This is a genomic window from Sphingobacterium sp. KH_072, assembly GCF_057837975.1.
The window spans coordinates 3,861,882-3,882,560 of the sequence record NZ_CM174457.1; the positions used below are offsets into that span (position 1 = coordinate 3,861,882).

General features: G+C 44.5%; 20 protein-coding genes. 3 read left to right on the forward strand and 17 right to left on the reverse strand.

Annotated elements, in window-relative coordinates:
• Window positions 1-17: 17 nt before the first annotated feature.
• The 3 genes from AC3IRT_RS17200 to hemW all read left to right on the forward strand — a co-directional run bounded on the left by AC3IRT_RS17200 (window position 18) and on the right by hemW (window position 3,119).
• The gene (locus AC3IRT_RS17200; protein ID WP_489394425.1) at window positions 18-833 is read left to right on the forward strand and encodes an outer membrane beta-barrel protein; all 816 of its coding nucleotides are present in this window, start codon (window positions 18-20) and stop codon (window positions 831-833) included.
• A gap of 69 nt (window positions 834-902) precedes the next feature.
• A complete protein-coding gene (locus tag AC3IRT_RS17205) occupies window positions 903-1,952 on the forward strand; it encodes an ABC transporter ATP-binding protein (RefSeq protein ID WP_489394426.1) in 1,050 nt (349 codons plus the stop codon).
• 33 nt (window positions 1,953-1,985) lie between these two features.
• Window positions 1,986-3,119, forward strand: coding sequence for a radical SAM family heme chaperone HemW (gene hemW / locus AC3IRT_RS17210; RefSeq protein ID WP_489394427.1), 1,134 nt, complete (start codon window positions 1,986-1,988; stop codon window positions 3,117-3,119).
• 16 nt (window positions 3,120-3,135) lie between these two features.
• Here the strand turns inward: hemW and AC3IRT_RS17215 are convergent, their stop codons facing one another.
• The 17 genes from AC3IRT_RS17215 to AC3IRT_RS17295 form a co-directional block, all read right to left on the reverse strand.
• Window positions 3,136-4,185 (reverse strand): AI-2E family transporter, encoded by a 1,050-nt coding sequence (locus AC3IRT_RS17215; protein WP_489394428.1) that lies wholly within the window; start codon window positions 4,183-4,185, stop codon window positions 3,136-3,138.
• Window positions 4,186-4,230: 45 nt separating this feature from the next.
• On the reverse strand, window positions 4,231-5,001 hold the full coding sequence (locus AC3IRT_RS17220) for an enoyl-CoA hydratase/isomerase family protein (RefSeq protein WP_489394429.1): 771 nt from the start codon (window positions 4,999-5,001) through the stop codon (window positions 4,231-4,233).
• Window positions 5,002-5,013: 12 nt separating this feature from the next.
• Window positions 5,014-7,536: a DUF5686 family protein gene (locus tag AC3IRT_RS17225; protein ID WP_489394430.1), complete on the reverse strand. Its 2,523-nt coding sequence runs from the start codon at window positions 7,534-7,536 to the stop codon at window positions 5,014-5,016.
• Between the two features lie 104 nt (window positions 7,537-7,640).
• A complete protein-coding gene (locus tag AC3IRT_RS17230) occupies window positions 7,641-9,035 on the reverse strand; it encodes an NADH-quinone oxidoreductase subunit N (protein WP_489394431.1) in 1,395 nt (464 codons plus the stop codon).
• Window positions 9,036-9,054: 19 nt separating this feature from the next.
• Window positions 9,055-10,515 (reverse strand): complex I subunit 4 family protein, encoded by a 1,461-nt coding sequence (locus AC3IRT_RS17235; RefSeq protein ID WP_489394432.1) that lies wholly within the window; start codon window positions 10,513-10,515, stop codon window positions 9,055-9,057.
• An 11-nt stretch (window positions 10,516-10,526) separates the two neighbouring features.
• Window positions 10,527-12,455, reverse strand: coding sequence for an NADH-quinone oxidoreductase subunit L (gene nuoL / locus AC3IRT_RS17240; protein ID WP_489394433.1), 1,929 nt, complete (start codon window positions 12,453-12,455; stop codon window positions 10,527-10,529).
• 67 nt (window positions 12,456-12,522) lie between these two features.
• Window positions 12,523-12,852, reverse strand: coding sequence for an NADH-quinone oxidoreductase subunit NuoK (gene nuoK, locus AC3IRT_RS17245; protein ID WP_489394434.1), 330 nt, complete (start codon window positions 12,850-12,852; stop codon window positions 12,523-12,525).
• Window positions 12,845-13,354: an NADH-quinone oxidoreductase subunit J family protein gene (locus AC3IRT_RS17250; RefSeq protein WP_489394435.1), complete on the reverse strand. Its 510-nt coding sequence runs from the start codon at window positions 13,352-13,354 to the stop codon at window positions 12,845-12,847. The genes nuoK and AC3IRT_RS17250 overlap by 8 nt, the downstream gene beginning before the upstream one ends.
• Window positions 13,355-13,365: 11 nt before the next feature.
• Window positions 13,366-13,881 (reverse strand): NuoI/complex I 23 kDa subunit family protein, encoded by a 516-nt coding sequence (locus tag AC3IRT_RS17255; RefSeq protein ID WP_489394436.1) that lies wholly within the window; start codon window positions 13,879-13,881, stop codon window positions 13,366-13,368.
• A gap of 15 nt (window positions 13,882-13,896) precedes the next feature.
• On the reverse strand, window positions 13,897-14,934 hold the full coding sequence (gene nuoH / locus AC3IRT_RS17260) for an NADH-quinone oxidoreductase subunit NuoH (protein WP_489394437.1): 1,038 nt from the start codon (window positions 14,932-14,934) through the stop codon (window positions 13,897-13,899).
• Between the two features lie 13 nt (window positions 14,935-14,947).
• Window positions 14,948-15,964, reverse strand: a complete 1,017-nt coding sequence (locus AC3IRT_RS17265; protein WP_489394438.1) for an NADH-quinone oxidoreductase subunit G — start codon at window positions 15,962-15,964, stop codon at window positions 14,948-14,950.
• A gap of 16 nt (window positions 15,965-15,980) precedes the next feature.
• Entirely contained in the window at window positions 15,981-17,339 is a 1,359-nt protein-coding gene (nuoF, locus tag AC3IRT_RS17270; RefSeq protein WP_489394439.1) for an NADH-quinone oxidoreductase subunit NuoF, read from the reverse strand.
• Window positions 17,340-17,343: 4 nt separating this feature from the next.
• Window positions 17,344-17,871, reverse strand: coding sequence for an NADH-quinone oxidoreductase subunit NuoE family protein (locus tag AC3IRT_RS17275; RefSeq protein ID WP_489394440.1), 528 nt, complete (start codon window positions 17,869-17,871; stop codon window positions 17,344-17,346).
• The gene (locus tag AC3IRT_RS17280) at window positions 17,864-19,099 is read right to left on the reverse strand and encodes an NADH-quinone oxidoreductase subunit D (RefSeq protein ID WP_489394441.1); all 1,236 of its coding nucleotides are present in this window, start codon (window positions 19,097-19,099) and stop codon (window positions 17,864-17,866) included. Before AC3IRT_RS17280 ends, AC3IRT_RS17275 begins: the two co-directional genes overlap by 8 nt.
• 24 nt (window positions 19,100-19,123) lie before the next feature.
• Entirely contained in the window at window positions 19,124-19,621 is a 498-nt protein-coding gene (locus AC3IRT_RS17285) for an NADH-quinone oxidoreductase subunit C (protein ID WP_489394442.1), read from the reverse strand.
• Window positions 19,614-20,168, reverse strand: a complete 555-nt coding sequence (locus tag AC3IRT_RS17290) for an NADH-quinone oxidoreductase subunit B (RefSeq protein WP_489394443.1) — start codon at window positions 20,166-20,168, stop codon at window positions 19,614-19,616. Before AC3IRT_RS17290 ends, AC3IRT_RS17285 begins: the two co-directional genes overlap by 8 nt.
• A gap of 61 nt (window positions 20,169-20,229) precedes the next feature.
• On the reverse strand, window positions 20,230-20,595 hold the full coding sequence (locus AC3IRT_RS17295) for an NADH-quinone oxidoreductase subunit A (protein WP_489394444.1): 366 nt from the start codon (window positions 20,593-20,595) through the stop codon (window positions 20,230-20,232).
• Window positions 20,596-20,679 lie beyond the last annotated feature (84 nt).

The window sequence follows — 20,679 nt, forward strand, 5'->3', positions numbered from 1 at the left end:
AAACATACTCAGCAACTATGAAAACATACTTATATCTTATGATCGTCTGGATCGCGTTCGGACTTTCAGCTACCACCGCTGCGCAAGCGCAGACACAAGACAGCTTGACCACAGAACGAGATTCGAGCAGGAAAGTAAACATGAACCTTACTCTAGGAAAAGGTGATGATGAAGACAATAACAGCAATAAAAAGAAGGTAAAATATCCACGGATCTTTGGTGGACTAACTTTTACTCGGATCGACTGGGGCTTTTCCCGTCCGATGGACAACGGTAGCTTCACGTTCTCCGAGGAGAATCAATTTTTGTCGCACAGTAGAGCTTCCAACTTTGGTTTTGATATTGCGCAGTTTGGCGTTCGTTTGGATGACAACATCAAAATATATACCGCAGCTGGCTTCGAATGGAATTACATGCGCTTGACGAACAATGTGATTTTGAATCAAAATCAAACACCGCTTACACCGACTTTTGTAGATCGTAATGAGGTAAATTATACCAAGAATGTACTGACCTCTACTTACTTGCGTATACCTGTAGCATTCGAGTGGCGTAGCGGCCGCAGTCGCGGTGGAGATCGTGTACGCATTGTGGCAGGGCCAATGTTTGGTATTCTATTAAAAGGTTCGCAACGATTGCGCAGCGATGAATTGGGCAAACAAAGTTTTCGGGATACCTACAACCTGCAATCCTTTCAATATGGCGGACATCTGCGCGTCGGATTTGGTTCTTTCGGTGTTTTCACAAAATATTACATGAACGATATGTTCGAACAATCACCTAATCAAAATGGATTCAAGAATTTTGTATTTGGGCTAAACTTGGGTTTCTAGGCAAACATTTCCTGATTTTAAAACCGTATTTTTGTGCCGGATCATCTAAAAGGATTCGGCATTTTTTTTATGAGTACAACTTCTTCATCTTGTCAATTGGTTCCTCAGGATACGCAGCAGCATGGCCTACCATTAATTCATGTGCATGAAGTTTCCTGCGTTTTTGAGGGCAAGGATGATGTGATTGCGGTAGATCAGGTTAGCGTAGGAATCCAAGAGAACAGCATCACGGCAATTATCGGTGCTTCGGGAAGTGGTAAGAGTACTTTATTGAAATTGATTTACGGATTGCTAGAGCCTGCCAACGGAGAAATCCGCTACCGTGGTTGGTTGGTGCCCACACGAAAAGATAAACTCATTCCCGGCCACGAAGCCATGAAAATGGTTTCTCAGAATTTTGATGATCTCAACCTCTACGCGAAGGTGTGGGACAATGTAGCTTCGCAATTATCCAACATCAATCTAGAATACAAACAGCGCAAAACGGAAGAAACTTTACAAAAACTACAAATCTTGCATCTCGCACAGAAGCGCGTAGCGGATCTGAGTGGTGGCGAACGCCAACGCGTAGCGATCTCTCGTGCCTTGGTCAATGATCCGGAAGTGCTGTTGATGGATGAACCCTTTAACCAAGTGGATGCCGCATTTCGCGACGCATTGCAACAAGACATCAAGCAGATCGTGGCGGATACCGGGCTTACCGTGCTCTTAGTATCTCATGATCCAGCAGAAGTGCTGGCGATGTCCGATCAATTGATTGTGATGAAAGATGGGAAGATTATTGACGACGGGAATCCGAAGGATTTGTACTTCAAGCCGAGTAATATATATACCGCGCAGTTGTTAGCCAAGAGCAATATTCTTTCTGCCAAGCAAGCAAAGGAACTGGGCATAGAGACCGCTTCGACCGTTGCTATTCATCAGGAAGATATTTCTTTGACGGCTGATGAATCTGCGCTCTTTCAAGTGCAAGAGATCAAATTCCGTGGTATGTACTACGAATACGTGGTCGGCAATGGAGATGTTAGCATACGTGCTGCCAAGATCGGTTTACCAACTCTAGAAAAGGGAGATAACGTGCAGGTAAGCCTCGAAAGATTTCTTGAGTTTGGTGGTTAAGTACCGAAAAACTTCTTTATTGTAATTATTCTCATGTTCTATCTCCATATTCCTTTTTGTAAACAAGCTTGTCACTATTGTGACTTTCACTTCAGCACGCAATTGGGCGATAAGGCTGCGATGGTCGATGCTCTGCTTCGGGAGATTGAGCTGCGCTCGGATTATCTGGTAGATCGCCACATTCGATCGGTCTATTTTGGTGGCGGTACGCCTTCCCTGTTAGCCGCTTCGGATATTCAGCGCGTAATAGACAAAATTTCTCAACATTTCACCTTGGATCCGCAGTCAGAGATTACGCTAGAAGCTAATCCAGACGACCTCAGTCTTTCTAAAATACAAGATCTTCGCGCTACGCCGATCAATAGATTTAGTATCGGCATTCAATCCTTCTTCGAAGAAGATCTACGCTGGATGAATCGTGCGCACAATGCCCAAGAAGCGGATGTGGTGATCAAACGCGTGCAGGATGCCGGTTTTGATAATATCTCTTGCGACCTCATCTATGGTTATCCTTTGTTGACCGATGAAAAATGGCACAACAATATCGACCAGTTAATCGGCTATGGCGTACCGCATATTTCATCTTATGCCATGACGGTCGAAGAGCGAACCGCACTGCATCACCAAATCAAAAAGGGAAAGACAAAACCAATCGATGAAGGGCAAAGTGCCGACCAGATGGGCATTCTGATTGACAAACTGACTTCCAACGGCTTTGAACATTACGAAATCTCCAACTTCGCCAAAGATGGAAAATATGCTAAGCACAACACAAACTATTGGAATGGCACACATTATTTAGGCATCGGGCCATCTGCTCATTCCTTCAATGGCAGTTCACGATCTTGGAATAAAAGCAACAATGCGCTGTACATGCGCGGCATAGCCAGTGGTGTTCCTGTTTTGGAGAGTGAGGTACTAAGCACAGAAGATCGCATCAATGAATACATTATGACGAGTTTGCGTACCATGTGGGGCATTCGTAAGAACGTCGTCGAGGAGCAGTTTGGTTTCGACGTGATGCAATTCCTGCTGCAACAAGCGCAATCTTATATTGATGGAGGAGAACTTATCTATGATGAAGTGACGCTAAAGCTATCGCCAGAAGGCAAACAGCTCGCTGATCGTATTGCCAGCGAGCTGTTTGTATTACCCGAAGAAGATTAAAAAAACTTTAATCTCCCTATTCGCGCAATTTTTCTCGAATAGTTTGCTCTTTTAAGGATAAGCGTTTATTTGCTTTATATACTTTGACGGCTGATAAAAAGTAGACCAATAAAAGCGGACCGAACACCAAACCTAGCAGTCCGAATAATGGGATACCAATAATGACTCCCACTACCGTAATAATCGGGTGAATATCTCCCATTCGTTTTGCAATGATAAACCGCAACACGTTATCGATGTTGATCACCAATCCAAATCCCCAGATCAATAAACCCACCGGCTGCCATGTCATTCCCTGAGAAAACATAATCACCGCCGCTGGAACAAAAATAAGTGGTGGCCCTAATAATGGGATAAAAGACAAAATAGCCGTAATCACGCCCCAAAAGAAGGGATCTGATGCGCCAAATATATAAAAACCGATACTCAGACAGGCTCCTTGTACGATAGCGATTAAGGTCTGTCCAATGACATTTGCGTAAGTGACATTTTTGAATTCTTCAGCAAGAACCCCTGCACTGGAATCATCAAATGGTAAATAAAAACGCAAAGATTGCTCAAAACTTTTGTAGCCTACAAACAAAAAATACAGGATGAAATACATTACCGTAATCTCCAGAAATAGATTTGCTGCGCCGCCCAATGTGTTGGTCAACAAGCCTCCTATGTAGGAAGAGCTAGATTCCAACTGCTTCTCTATAAAATCAGGCTGACCCAATTTGTCACCCGCAAATTGCTTAATCGCACCAACCAGATTATTTATCCATTCTGGATCACGTTGCAATTCAATCGCTTTTGAAAACAACATCTTTCCGATCCCATAAAAAGGCAATACAATAATCAAGATGGAGATGATGATGATAAAAATCGCAGAGACAGGTTTTGGCCATTTCCAGCGTTCAATTAAAAAGATATTGAGTCCACGAAAAAGCGTATACATGAGCATAGTACCTAAGAAAGCACCAAACAAGCCTCGTGTAGCGTGTAAAATAATACCTCCTAATACGAGGACAATGAGCAGAATAATAATATTCCGCTCCTTCTGAGAAAAAACTGGGTTTTCCATGTTAAGTTAAAAAAATTTACGATCTGATATCGATATAACAGCAAATTAGAAATTTGGTTTGCGTTTAGCAAGAAACGCATCGACTCCTTCGCGGAAATCCGGTGTTCCAAAGCTTCCACCGAAGGCTTCAATTTCACTGGCATAACCGTCCTTACCTTTATCCAAACCGGCATTCACCGCTTTTATGGCTGCTGCAATCGCATGAGAAGATTTGCCATACATCTTTTTCAACAAATCTGTCGATTTGCTTATTAATTCATCTAGGCTGACCACATGATTTACCAAGCCCCATTGTTGCGCATCTTGTGCATCAATCATCTCCCCGCTCATGATCATTTCTAATGCTTTTCCGCGCCCCACCAATTCGGTGAGACGTTGTGTACCGCCATAACCCGGTATCAATCCTAAGGAAACTTCTGGAAGCCCCATCTTAGCATTATCAGAAGCGATACGAATGTGACAAGATAATGCTAACTCTAAACCGCCACCTAAAGCGTAACCATTGATGGCTGCGATGACAGGTTTCGGAAATTCGTAAATGCGATTCATCACACCATGACCCCACTTGGCCAATGCCATGCCTTCTTCAGCGTTATAGTTCTCGAATTCCTTAATGTCGGCACCAGCCACAAAGGCCTTCTCGCCAGCTCCCGTGATAATCACACCGCGAACAGCTGCATTCTGAAGTAAATCATGCTGAAAAGCATGGTCAATTTCTTCTAACGTTTCTCTGCTAAGCGCATTTAAGAATTTAGGGCGATCGATCTCCAATAGCGCGGTTTGGTCGAGCAATTGGACTTTAATGTTGTTGTACATAACGTATTGGTTTTAGAAATTTAGGGACAGCGAAACGCGGTATCTATCCTGACTAATGTTTGGAAAGTCTCGGTGTGTGAGCCTGCGCACATATTCTACGCGCAACACACGAAGAATATTATCTATTCCTGCCGATGCTTCCCAGTATGGTCTTCCGTTTTGACTTCTCGTTATTGGTAATCCTTCTCCGTCTAAATCAAATTCGAGGACTCGATCGCTAAGCGCCGGATCATTTTGTGGACTCATACGTCCATAAAACATTTGTGCTCCCCAAATTTCACGCAATTTTAACCTGCGCAGCAACGGAATTTTGTTAAAGATAAAGCCATTTAACGCATGCTGAAAACCGAACTTTACATATTGGTCTGCCGCGAACTCCATACTGTTCATCAAATCATAGCGAATTTCGTGCCGACCATCTAATTCTTGCTGCCTAACATTCGGCATATGTAACAGCGTGTAAGGCAACACGCCCCAAATTTTGCCACCGGTCAGCGTTACATCAGCAAAGCCCAATTGATTGAGGAAAAATCGCCGCGATACCGATGCTTTAACCATATCGTAATCGTAGGGCGCATCTAAAAATCCTTTCAACCCTTTATTGTATTGAACCGTAAATACGGGATGCCGTTCAATGATGGTACTTCGGGTCAAGTTTCGATAATAAAACCGCTCGTAAGGCGCCCAACGCAAAATAACTTCCAAATCATTGGTATTGATATCTCGCACCGCAAGGGTCGGATCGCCAGAACTTATTAATCGGAAGTCGCCGATCGTCTGTCGTTTGATATGGCTAAATGCTGTGGCAACCGAGAAATGATTGCCAAACTCCACCACGTGACCCAAACGGTACGCATTGGTCATAAACCATTTAGTCGGCCGGTTGCTTCTAAAGGATTCAAAGAAACTATCTCCTCGCAAAAAACTCGGCTGCCGTCCCGGTTCTAAAATATCGTGCTGGATTGTACCTTCTATATAATGCGCTGGAAAGGTCGCAATGTTGCGCCCATCCAGAGAAACGGCCGTTCTCAAGAAATATTTCAGGTCATTGTCGCGCGTGCCATACGCTACATATCCTTCCAAGTACATTTTTTCGGAGAGCATTGGTGTTGTTCGTCCCCCGAAACGAATGCGGTTTCCTTCAATATTATTGCGGCTATACGTATATTCTAACGGCCCAAGTTCAAAGACGTTCAGATTATAATATCCTTGTGCGATCAAATAGCCCAAGGCCAATGTCGATCTGAAAGTAGGGCTCTCTCTAAGTCGATTGATATTTTCATACGTGTTTCTTTCAAACACCGTAAGTGGTATTGGCCGATTGGGAATAAATGCGCTCACATTGGGTATTACCTCGATTGGCGGCCCGCCAAACACTGAGTTGTCAATCGGGCTATTTAAGTCATAATCGCGGTGTATACTCACTCGCTCGGCATACATAGCTTGATTATTCTCCGAACCAAAGGATACGCCCACATGCGTACTGTCTAACAACATCACACCATCTGCTGTCGGAGAATAGTTTAATTGCAAATCTACCGCACTAATCCAATTGATATTGGCCGAGGTTCCGAGGTGCAATTCGGCACGCTTTACGGCGTAGCTTCCATCCAATGCCACCTGTAACTTGCCACGAAACAACAAATCTTTATCATTACGAGGCACAAATTCCAACTCCAGAAATTCACCATGCTCATTCTTAATCGTATCTATTACAAAATATTTATAGAACGTCTTTCCGCTATTTGCGATGGGGCTCAAGATTAGCTTGTCCAGCATGAAGATACTTTCATCATAAATATCTATCGGCTGCAACACATAATTGATGTAGGATTGGATATTGGGATTGTTCACATAACGCTGATCAAATTCTGTTTTGATCTGGTTTTCAATCCGTCGCTTGGAGCGGGATGGATTTCGTTGGCTGTATACTTTGGCTAGGTTTTCTTCTTGATAAACACCTAGCAGCTTCTTCCCTGGCAGCGTGAGACTATCCATGTAATCCGTTGGAAAGTTCACCATAGATAGCGTGCGTTTCAAGAGTTTTGGAGGATCTACTATTCCGATCTTAATTTTATCATACTGCTCAAATTGAATGCGCGCGTTTCCGGAAAGGCGATTTTGTGATTTGTAACGGATGACTGAGTCAATCAACTCAACGGCGGGGTTATCCTTATTGGAATATCGTCTGTTTGAACGAATCGTAATGCCGTCAATAAGCGTCCCTTCGGTTCGCAAAGAAATTAAGTTGGGTTCTTGTTCGCTCACGCGCAACACTTTTGTCGCATAGCCAATTGAAGTAAGCTCTACCTGCGCATAAGATTTATCCAACAGCAACACAAAACGTCCTGTCGAGTCGGTCGCTGTACCGGCATTGCTTCCCAACACACGCACCGATACGCCCATCAGCTTACTTCCCGAATCTTCGTCCACGACTACACCTTGGATTCTATGTTGTCCAAATACGGCAGGTGCTAAACACGATATCAGGAAAAGAAGGTTTATATATCTTATCGCTAAAGCCCCTATAGTCATGTTTCCTCTATGCTCACTCTGATAAAGATACAATTTGTTCGCAGAGTTAATCGCTTATAGAGGAAAAACTTATTTCTTTGTTAACGTTCGTTCAGGATCATCATTTACAACAAATTGATCAGCCATTCTGGGTAGACGCCTACCGCTAAAGTTAACAGGATCGAAATGGCAAATATGATTTGAAAAATCAAAGGCACTTTGATAGCTGAAGTTGCTGCTTCATCGCCTGCAGATTTGAAATACAGATGTACCACGACACGTAAGTAGTAGCATACACCTATGACCGCATTTATCGCCGCCAGTACCAATAATAAGGTATGGTAACTTTCCATCACACGGCCAAACATCATGAACTTTCCGATGAAACCTGCGGTCAATGGAATACCAGCTAACGAGAGCATAGCGATGGTCACGACAAAAGCCAAGAATGGGTTTTGCTTAGCCAATCCATTAAATGATTCGAACTGATCGGTACCAATTTGTCTCTTAACCAATATCAAGGCAGCAAATGCCACGACGGAGGCCAAAGAATAAGCAAATCCGTAAGTAAGGATCGCCGAAGGCGAAAGACTTCCTATCGAAAGAATAGCAAACAACATATAACCCGCATGCGCTATACTAGAATAGGCGAGCATGCGCTTGAAGCTAGATTGTACTAATGCGGAGATATTACCCACAAACAGTGTAATGATCGCAATGGTGAGTAGCAGTGGTTCCCAGAAACCATCTAACGGAACCATTACCATAGAAAACAACCGCAGGAATCCGGCAAAAGAAGCCACTTTCACCACCGTGCTCATGTAAGCCGTAATCAAAATCGGTGATCCATCGTATACATCTGGAGTCCAGAAGTGAAATGGTGCTGCGCCCACTTTGAAACATAAGCCCACCAACATCAATAAAATCCCACCAAAGAATAATGGGGAGATTTGATGATCTGGCGTGCTGCGCACATATTGTTGCAGTTCGCTCAAATCGAAGGATCCTGTAGCGCCGTACATTAATGTAATACCAAACAGTAGAAATCCCGTAGAGAATGCACCCATCAGGAAGTACTTCAATGCTGCTTCATTGGATGCACGATCTTTTTTGCGAATGCCTACCAAGATGTATAAAGCGACAGACATCACCTCTATACCAATAAACAGAATGGCAAAGTTGTGATATGCACACACCAATAATGCACCTACTAATGAAAATAAGATCAAGGCATAGTATTCTGCCACGTTTTCGCTGATCGCCTTGAAATAGGCTTTGGAAAGAGACAATACTAAGCCGGCAATAAAAATGCATAAGATCGAAAATGCTATCGCATACCGATCGAACAACACCATACCGGTGTATTGTGGCTCTGCCACTTGATCCCAGCCATACCATTCGAAACCGATGGCTAATGCTAAGCCCGCTAAGGTGACCGGCAGTAACGCACTTTTGGCCTTAAAAAGCCCTAAGTACAAAAGCAGTATTGCCAATAATGAAAGCGTGATAATTGCACCCATAATGTATGTTGGTATTAAGCTATGCTGTTCTAAATGAAATTTGCTGTAATAAGTTGTGTATTGCTGGCTCGGAGAGTTGTAGCAGATAATTGGGCAATACCCCGATTACGACGATTAGAATCACCAAAATCCCCAATATAACCACATCCATGCTTTTGACATCGGAAACGGAGTTCCATTGCTCCTGTAGTTCGCCTAGCATAGTTTTCTGATAAAGTCGAAGCATGTATACTGCGCCCAAAATCAAGGTAAGTCCACCGAAAACCGCATACCATAACCCGTAATCTGCCGTACCAAACAAGCCTTTCAATAAAAGAAACTCTCCGATAAAACCGTTGGTTAAAGGCAAGCCGACCGCACCCATCACCAGAATTAAAAATGCTATGGCCAACTTAGGCGTGCGCGACGCCAGTCCACCAAGTGCCGATAAGCTTCTGCTTCCGGTACGGCGTTCGATCAAATCTATCACAAAGAACAGACCGACTACCGAGATCCCGTGATTAACCATCTGGATCATTGCTCCTTGCAAACCATCTACCGTCAAGGAAAATACGCCACCTGCAATAAGGCCAACGTGTGCAATAGAGGAGTAAGCAATGAGGCGCTTTGCATCATCTTGCCGAAAGGCAATAAGCGAGGCATAAACAATTCCAACTACACATAATATCATCACTAGTGTGCCATATTCAGCTACGCCTAGAGGCGCTATCGGTAACAACCAACGTAATAGGCCAAAGACTCCCATTTTTAACATGATACCAGACAACAACATCGTACCGGCGGCAGGCGCTTGTACATAGGTGTTGGGTTGCCAAGTATGAAATGGAATAATCGGAATCTTGATCGCGAAGGCGAGAAAGAACGCCCAGAAAACCCAATGCTGTGTGTTCTCCGGAAGGTTTAAGTTTGTAAACGCCGTCCATTCAAAACTACCGGACGGCGTCTGCTGGTAAAGGTAAAGTATACCGATCAGCATAAAAATACTGCCGGCAAACGTATAGATAAAGAACTTGAGGTTGGTAGCAACGCGATCACCACTGCCCCACAAGGCACAGATAAAATAAATCGGAATCAAGGCAATTTCCCAGCCTACATAAAACGAAAATGCATCCAACGCCGTGAAGACCAGCAAAAGACCCAGCTGCATAAATAACACGAGCGCGTAGAAATCACCTTTGAAACGACTACGATCGGTCGTAGCAATGATCAGAGGAATCAGTCCGTTGGTCAATAAAACCAGCGGTAAGCTAATGCCATCCAAACCGATATGAAAGTTGACATTCAAGCGCTCAATCCATACCCACATCTGCTCAAACTGTATTCCAGCTTGTGGATCAAAACGCAGTAGAAACGGCACGGTAAGTCCTAAGTTGATTAATGATAAGAGCAAAGCCACCCATTTAGCACGATCCGTACGCACGAAGACCAGAACGATAGCACTAATTAAAGGGAGCAGCAGCAGCGAAAAAAGGTTGTCCATGAATTCTTAGGTTATCTTTCTATTAATTGTGCAATAAGGCCATACAACATAATGCCTGCCACGCCCAATACCATCATAAATATATAAAAACTAACATGCCCCGTTTGCAAATGTCGGATGCCATTTCCAGCAGTTAAAAACATTTTGCCCACCCCGTTTACTAATCCATCGACCAGTTTTACGTCTCCTTTCTTGAATGCGCCAGCCAAACTGTGCAACGGTTTTGTAATCAAAAGCTCATACGCTTCATCCACGTACAGCTTGTGATAGGAAAGTCGGTACAAAAGACCACGATCGCTCAGCACTTTCTCCGATCTTGCCGCGGATTTGACATAACGCATATACGCCACGGCTGCCATCGCCAATGCGGCAACGGTAGATACGGCCATCAACAGATATTCGGTGGTATGATCTAAACTAAAAGGAACGGATAAAGCCGCCGAATCCGCAAAAACAGGGTGCAGGAAGTTGGCCAACCAATGATGACCATGCAGTGCTTCTGGCACATTCAGTGCGCCACCCAATACAGACAGTAATGCCAACAAGATCAGCGCAGCCGTCATCGGCCAAGGAGATTCGTGCAAATGACTTTTTTGCGATTCGGCACCACGAAAGGTTCCCGAAAAGGTCATAAATAGCAATCTAAACATATAGAAAGCCGTCATGAGCGCTCCCGCTAAACCAAGTACCCAAAAGATTGGGTTTTCGACAAAAGCATACGCCAAGATTTCATCTTTGGAAAAGAATCCCGCAAACGGCGGAATCCCTGCAATCGCAATTGTCCCGATCAGCATCGTTGCAAAAGTGACTGGTAAAGCTTTGCGCAAGCCGCCCATATTTCTCATATCCTGCTCATCGCTCATAGCATGAATCACAGAACCTGCACCAAGAAACAACAGAGCTTTGAAGAACGCATGTGTCAATACATGGAAAAATGCGCCCGTAAAAGCACCGACACCTAAACCCAAAAACATATATCCTAATTGTGATACGGTCGAATAGGCTAGTACCTTTTTAATATCATTTTGCGTAAGGGCAATGAATGCCGCCACAACGGCGGTCGTCACACCAATGATGGCAATCACCTGCATCGTAATCGGCGATAGCGTAAACATAATATTAGATCGCGCAATCATGTAAATACCTGCAGTAACCATGGTCGCTGCGTGGATCAACGCTGAAACAGGCGTGGGCCCTGCCATCGCATCAGGCAGCCACGTAAAAAGTGGAATTTGCGCCGATTTACCGGTTGCGGCTACGAAAAGCAATAAGGTGATGATCAATAAAGTGGTATCGCCAGAAACCATCAGCGTTGCTTGCCCCAGTACACCAGCAAATTCCAACGTACCAAAGTGTGCAATCATAAAGAATAAGGCAATCAGAAAACCCAAATCTCCAATCCGGTTCATCACAAACGCTTTTTTAGCTGCCTTCGCATAGTTGGTGTTTTTGTACCAGAACCCAATCAATAGGTAAGAACACAAACCAACACCTTCCCATCCAATAAACATCACCAAGTAATTGGATCCTAACACTAAAAGCAACATGAAAAAGATAAACAAGTTCAAGTAGCTGAAGAACTTAGCAAATCCAGGATCTTTATGCATGTATGATGTAGAATACAAATGAATCAGAAAACCAATCCCCGTTACGATTAAGAGCATGATGGCACTCAATGGATCCACCAAAAAGCGAAAAGAAACCTGAAAATCTGAAACAGAAATCCAAGTAAATAATTCCTGCGTCATTTCGCCGTTACCTCCTACCATTCGTGCACCGTACACCTCCGAAAACAGAGCCACGCTGGCTACAAATGCCGCGAGTACTGTGCCACAGCCAACCAAGCTTACGAGCCAGTTCGGCAGGTGATTTCGTAAAGTCCCGATGAATACGAAGCCCAACAAAGGCAGTAAGGGCACTATCCAGATCAATTCGTTCATACGTGGTTAATTTTTTCTATGCAAGTTTATATATGTGGGTTAGCAAAGTTCTTTCTGTGTGCCGCTATTACAGGCGCAGCTTGGTCAAGGAGTCAATATCGAGCGATTTGGTATTTCGATACACCATAATCACGATCGCGAGGCCAACAGCTACTTCGGCAGCCGCCAATGCCATGATGAAAAAGACGAATACCTGACCAGCAGGATCACCATGATGCGCAGAGAAGGCGGCGAGTAGCAGGTTCACCGAATTGAGCATCAATTCGATAGACATCATGATAATAATGATATTTCTTCTGGTCAACACGCCCACCACGCCAATGGCGAAAATGGTGCTGCAGAAGATCAAATAATGCTGCAAGGGAACGCCTTGGAGCTGAGTTGCTAAATTATCCATGTTGCTTCTTCACTCCTTTCTCATGTTTGGCCAATAGCACTGCTCCGACCATTGCAGTGAGCAATAGAATGGAAGACAATTCAAAAGGCAGTAGAAATTCTCCGAAGAGCACTTTCCCTAGATTTTCCACTAATCCAATATTTTCATGGGGTGTGATGAGCACATCATTCTGCTCCAATGCGCGGAAAGCACCTAGAAAAGTAGCTAACAGGCACATCCCTGCAATCGTCCCCATCACCTTCACCAAAGGAGATTTCATCGGTTCTGTATCCTTATTTAGATTCAGCAACATCAATACGAATAGGAACAAGACCATAATCGCACCCATGTAGACGATAAAATTCACCACGGCCAAGAACTGCGCATTCAGCATGATGTAATGCACCGTGAACGTAAAAAATGTGATCACTAAGTACAGCACGCTGTGTACAGGATTCTTCGTAAAAATGGTCATCAGCGAAAATATCACCGATAGAAAAGCCACAAGATAAAAAAAGGACATCGGCTATATATTTAGTCTTTAGCAAGTTTTGTAATGTCGAATTTGGGCTCCACCAACTTATCTTTTCCATAGATAAAATCCTTCCGGAGATAATCGGCCGTCACGTGTGATCCATCCAGATAGATGGCTTCTTTAGGGCAAGCTTCTTCGCACAGGCCACAAAAGATGCAGCGCAACATATTGATTTCATATACCGAAGCATATTTCTCCTCGCGGTATAGATGCTCTTCGCCTTTGGCTCGCTCGGCAGATGTCATCGTGATGGCTTCTGCTGGACAGGACAAAGCACATAATCCACAAGCAGTACAGCGCTCTCTACCTTCCTCATCACGCTTCAAAGAATGTTGCCCGCGGAAATTTTTAGAATACGGACGCACCTCTTCCGGATATTTCACGGTCGGGATTTTCTTAAAAAAATGCTTTAAGGTAATGGACAAACCCTTGAATATGGCAGGCAGGTAAATGCGCTCCCAGAAATTCATCGGTTTTTGTTCCAGTACTTTTTTTCTATTCGATAACGACTGCATATAGATCTCCTCTCTCTAAAAAAATGTATCCTTGATCAAAATGATCACGCCTGTCAATACAATATTGGCGATAGCCAATGGTATCAACTTCTTCCAACCTAATCGCATCAGCTGATCGTACCGAAAACGTGGTAAGGTCCATCTGATCCACATAAAGAAAAAGATAAAGGCAAATATTTTGGCAAAAAACACGAATACGCCAATGATCGTAATCCAATTGGCCGATAGGCCAAGATCGTACATAAATGGAAAGTTGTAACCGCCAAAATACAAGGCCGCCATCAGTGCCGACGATACAAACATATTGATGTATTCCGAGAACATGTATAAACCCAGTTTCATAGACGAATACTCGGTATGATAACCACCAACTAACTCGGTTTCACACTCGGGCAAATCGAAAGGTACACGATTACATTCTGCAAAAGCACACACCACAAAGATGATAAAGCCTAGCGGTTGCGCCCAAATATTCCAATTGACAAATCCCGATTGTTGTGCTACGATCTCACCGATCGAAAGTGTGCCTGTTACCATTAGTAACGCGATCAGCGACAAGCCCAAACCAATCTCGTAGCTAATACTTTGGGAAGCAGCGCGAATAGCGCCCATCAATGAAAATTTGTTGTTGGATGCCCAGCCTCCCAGCATTATGCCGTATACACCCAGCGCAATGACACCAAAAATGTACAATACGCCAATATTCACCTCTGCCACCTGCAATTTGATGCTGGCATCGCCAATGGTCAACGTTTGCCCCCAAGGGATGACAGCCGAGCTGATACACGCGGTAATAATAGCGATTACTGGGCCGATGATAAACAAACCTTTATGCGCGCCTGCCGGAATGATCTCTTCTTTGAAAAAGAACTTACCACCATCGCATAATGGTTGTAGCAACCCGAATGCGCCAGCGCGATCTGGTCCGTGCCGATCTTGCATAAAACCTGCAATCTTGCGCTCCGCCAACGTAGAATACATCGCGATCACTAAGGTGATCGTAAATACGACGACCACTAATATCAATTTTTCTAGTAGAAATGCTGTCTCCATGTCTGTTAGCCGCTTAGTTCAATCTCTCTGTTCTGGCCAACTGTTCCCAATTGGCTTCTTTTAATGGGGTATTTTCTGGAATCACCGCTGGTGGTTGGAACTGCGAATAATGGTTGGAAGCGATAACCGACTCCTGACTCACTTTCGTTGGATCTTGCAAAGTCCAATCGGCTGTCTCTTTCTTGTCGAACCGACAGGTATTACAGATAAACTCTTCTACTTCATCATATTCATCCTTACGCGCCGTTACACGCAATACATCCGCTCCTTTGTACCACAAAGTCACCTTACCCGAACAAGACGGGCAGTCGCGATGTGCATTGACCGGTTTGGTAAACCAAACGCGGTTTTTGAAACGAAAGGTTTTGTCGGTTAGTGCGCCTACCGGACACACATCAATCACATTCCCGATATAATCATTGTCTAAGGCATTCTCAATAAAGGTGGATATTTCGGAATGGTCTCCACGATTCAAAATGCCATGCTCACGCGTGTCGGTCAATTGATTGGCCACATACACACAGCGATAGCACAGAATACAACGATTCATGTGCAGCTGGATTTTATCGCCAATATCAATTCGCTCAAACGTACGGCGAGCAAAATCGTAGCGTGTATTTTCGGATCCGTGCTCGTAGCCTAGATCTTGCAGTTTACATTCTCCCGCCTGATCGCACACTGGACAATCCAGCGGATGATTAATCAATAGCATCTCTACAACGCTTTTGCGCGCATCCACCACATCTGGCGAAGTGATATTCTGCACTTCCATTCCATCCATCACCGTGGTACGGCACGAAGCCACGAGCTTCGGCATCGGACGAGGATCTTTTTCAGATCCTTTGGTCACTTTCACCAAACACGTACGGCATTTACCACCGCTGCCTTCCAACTTCGAGTAGTAGCACATCGCCGGCGGCACAATATCTCCACCGATCTGACGAGCCGCATTTAATATGGTTGTTCCGGCATCTACCTCAACCGATATGCCATCTATACTTACTTGAAACTTTTGTATTTCTTCCGCCATCACCGTATGCTTAGCTCTATGATTCCGTTACGACTTCCAAGGGATCAGCATAATGTGCTAATCCATAATTTCTACTTTGTGCTTCTTGCCCGTGGTTGATATGCCATTCAAATTCATCTCTGAAATGTCGTATCGCTGCAGCAACAGGCCATGCTGCTGCATCACCCAGTGGACAGATGGTATTGCCTTCAATTTTTCTCTGTATATCCCACAGCAGGTCGATATCGTTCATTGAACCGCGGCCATGCTCGATATTGTATAACACTTTCTCCATCCAACCGGTACCTTCCCGACAAGGCGAACATTGTCCGCAGCTCTCGTGCCGGTAAAACCGGGTAAAATTCCAGGTGTTTCGCACGATGCATTGATCTTCATCGAAGGCGATGAAACCGCCCGATCCCATCATGGTACCCGATTGAAAACCACCATCAGCCAACGATTCGTAGGTCATCAGGCGTGCTTCGCCTTTGATTGTTTTCGAGATGAGGTTGGCCGGTAAGATCGGCACAGAAGATCCTCCGGCTACAACAGCTTTCAGTTTCTTGCCATTGGCAATACCGCCACAATACTCATCGGAATAGATAAATTCTTCTACGGGCAATCCCAGTTCTATTTCATACACACCGGGTTTAGCCAGATTGCCACCAGCAGAGATCAGTTTCGTGCCTGTACTGCGCTCAATGCCGATCTTCGCGTATTCTTCGCCACCATCATTGATGATCGGAACAGTTGCCGCGATAGATTCTACATTGTTGACTACGGTCGGACAGCCATAAAGCCCCGCAATAGCTGGAAAAGGTGGTTTGATGCGTGGATTTCCACGTTTGCCTTCCAAAGATTCGAGTAATGCGGTTTCTTCACCGCAAATGTATGCACCGCCTCCAGGTTGTACGTACAACTCAAGATCGTAGCCCGATCCCAATATATTTTTACCCAAATATCCTGCTGCTTTCGCTTCTGCGATAGCCTTTTCGAGGATACGGATCTGTGGCATCATTTCGCCACGCACGTAGATAAAAGAAGTATGCGCACCCAGCGCATAGCTGGATACGATCATTCCCTCAATCAAAGCGTGGGGAATATACGTCATAAGATACCGGTCCTTGAATGTTCCCGGCTCCGATTCATCAGCATTGCACACCAAATAGCGTGGCACACCTTCTGGCTTCGCCAGAAAACTCCATTTCATTCCGGTCGGAAAACCTGCTCCTCCACGTCCGCGTAGTCCAGATTTTTTCACTTCTTCTACCACATCGTCCGGACTCATAGACTTCAAGGCTTTATCAACCGATCGGTAACCGCCCTGTGCCTTGTACACGGAATAACTTTGTATGCCGGGTACGTCTATATGTGTGAGTAATAACTTTCGCCCCATGATACTAATCTTTAGCTTGTCCTTCGGTTTTCAAATTCGCGATCAACTCGTCGACACTATCTGGCGTGAGGTTTTCATAGAATGTATATTCGGGTCCGATTTGCAATACAGGACCAAATCCACAGGCCGCCAGACACTCGACGCCCCGCCAAGAGAATAATCCATCAGCCGAAATTTCGCCCTCCTTGATGCCTAATGTACTTTCTATCTGATCCATGATCTTCTCCGCACCCACCAGACAGCATGGACCCGTGCGGCACACTTCCAACGTATATTTACCTTGCGGCTGTAAGAAATACATACTGTAAAAGGTAGCGACTTCGTACACTTCGATAGGCTTAATCGCTAGATAAGAAGCTATTTTGTCCATCATATCCACACTTAACCAGCCATATACCGCTTGCACCTCGTGCAATACCGGTAGCAAGGCAGATTTTTGGCGACCTTCCGGATAACGAGCGACGATCTCACCAAACTTCTCTACTAAGCTAGGAGAGAAGTCTACCACCAGATTTTCTTTCACATTAAGCATCTAACTCTCCTGCAATTACGTTTAAACTACTCATATTAATAATAGCGTCGGAGATCAGCATGCCGCTGCTCATCGGCGCAAACATTTGATAATTGATAAAAGAAGGTCGACGGAAATGCAAACGATATGGTGTGCGACCGCCATCGTGTATGAGGTAAAAACCCAATTCGCCATTGGCGCCTTCTACCGCATGGTACACCTCCGATTTAGGAGTTTCCCATTCGCCCATGACAATTTTGAAATGGTAAATAAGCGCTTCCATATTGGTATACACCTGCTCTTTGGGTGGCAGATAGAATTCTGGCACATCGGCATGGAATATTCCTTTTGGTTCACCTTTTATTTTCTCTAGGGCTTGTCTGATGATACGCATAGATTGTGTCATCTCTTCGTTTCGTACCATAAACCGATCGTATACATCCCCATTGGTACCCACGGGCACATCAAATTCAAATTCTTCATACGAACAATATGGCGACATTACGCGTACATCGTAATCCACACCTGTAGCACGCAAGATAGGACCGCTCCAACTGTAATTCAACGCTTGCTCCGGTGTAACAGCAGCCACGTTTGAAGTACGTTCGATAAATATGCGGTTTCTGGTAAATAGTTCCTCGAACTCGGCCAATACCGCTGGGAAGCGATCTATAAACTCCTCGATCTTCGTAAAGGCGATATCATTGAAATCTCTTTCGAAGCCGCCTATACGGCCGATGTTAGTCGTCAGACGAGCACCACAAATTTCCTCAAAGATCTCGTAGATAAACTCGCGCTCCTGCATCAAATAAAGAAAGCCGGAAAACGCACCGGTATCTACTCCCAAAATTCCGTTACAGATGATGTGATCGGCAATCCTTGCCAATTCCATCACAATGACACGCATGTATTGCACACGTTTGGGGATCTCTATTTCTAGAAGTTTCTCGACCGTCATGTGCCAGCCCATATTGTTAATCGGGGCTGAACAGTAGTTGAGCCGATCGGTTAACGGGGTGATTTGGTAAAAAGGACGATGTTCTGCAATTTTTTCGAATGCGCGATGAATATAGCCTATGGTGGATACACCACTGATGATGCGCTCGCCGTCTATTTGCAGCACATTCTGAAATACGCCGTGTGTAGCAGGGTGCGTAGGACCTAGATTGAGTGTAGTGAGCTCTTCTTCTGGATCGTGCTCTTCAAAGACGGGTCTGTTAGATGTTAATTCAGTGATCGGCTTGCTCATGCGTATCGCGCTTTATAATGTGGACTAACGCCCAAAATAAAAATCTCTTTTATCTACTCGGTTAGGGTCTTCTAACGGATATTCCCGTCGCATTGGGAACACATCCAGATCGTCCATATTCAGGATTCGACGCAGATCGGGATGACCTTCAAAGTCAACACCAAAAAAATCATATGTTTCGCGTTCCATCCAATTGGCTCCAGCCCACAGCACCGTCGCAGAAGGTATTTTTGGATCATTCACCGGTATCGACACTTTGATCCGCACGCGTACATTTTCTACGAGATTATGCACATGGTACACAATAGAAAAGGTATTATCACCTTCTGGATAATGTACTGCGGTAATATCAGTGAGGTAAATAAATCCAACAGACTCTTTCAAAAACCCCAACACCTCCAAAACACGTTCTTTACTAGTATGAATGGTCAGCAAGCCATATGGTTCTTCGGGGCGATTGATATCAGCCCCAAAGCGATCCGCAAGCTGCTGTAGCAGTTGTTGATTATTTAGTCTATCCATTATCTGTTTCTATACCGTACTTTTCCAACAATGCTTTGTACTCCGGCGTATTTCTGCGATTTAGCGATTCATTTTTTACGAGATCCTGCAAACGCATAACCCCATCTAAGATCGCCTCAGGTCTTGGCGGACAACCAGGCACGTATACATCTACCGGAATGATTTCATCTATTCCTTGCAACACAGAATATGTATCGAATATACCGCCACTGGATGCGCATGCACCAACTGCAATAACCCATCTGGGTTCTGCCATTTGGATGTAAACCTGCTTAAGCACGGGTGCCATCTTTTTAGCAATGGTTCCCATCACCAATAACATATCTGCCTGACGCGGCGAAAAGCTTGGCCGTTCGGCGCCAAAACGCGCTAAATCGTAAGTGGATCCCATCGTAGCCATAAACTCAATTCCACAACAAGATGTCGCAAAAGGAAGTGGCCACAATGAATTGGCTCTCGCCAATCCTACTGCCTTATCTAATGTAGTTGCAAAAAAACCGGATCCTTCCACGCCCGGTGGACGATCGGCTAATGTTATTTCACTCATTTATTCAATTCCTTTCTATAAACTGAGGATTTTATACTTGACACTGGTAGAATAGTCCGAACTATTCCCAGTCCAATGCTTTCTTCTTCAGTATGTATATGAAGCCAAGCAGCAACAAGCCCATGAAAACAAACATCTGCACTAAGCCTTCCCATCCAAATTCTCGGAAATTCACTGCCCATGGATACATGAAAATTACTTCAATATCGAAGATGACAAAGAGTATCGCCACCAAAAAATATTTGATGGAAAAAGGCTGTCTTGCGTTGCCCACGACCTCCACACCAGATTCGAATGATGTAAGCTTATTCGCGGTGCGCACCTTCGGCCCCAACAGATGTGTACCAATAATCGTGGTAATACCGAAGCCAGCGGCCACAGCAAGTTGAATTAATATAGGTACATAGTCAAATGGCGTATTTTCCATTGGCAATGTTGTATTATAATCGTGTTAGAATCCCCTTATCTTCTCTCTATCAAATATATAAAAATAAAGGGTAAAAAAAAAGGG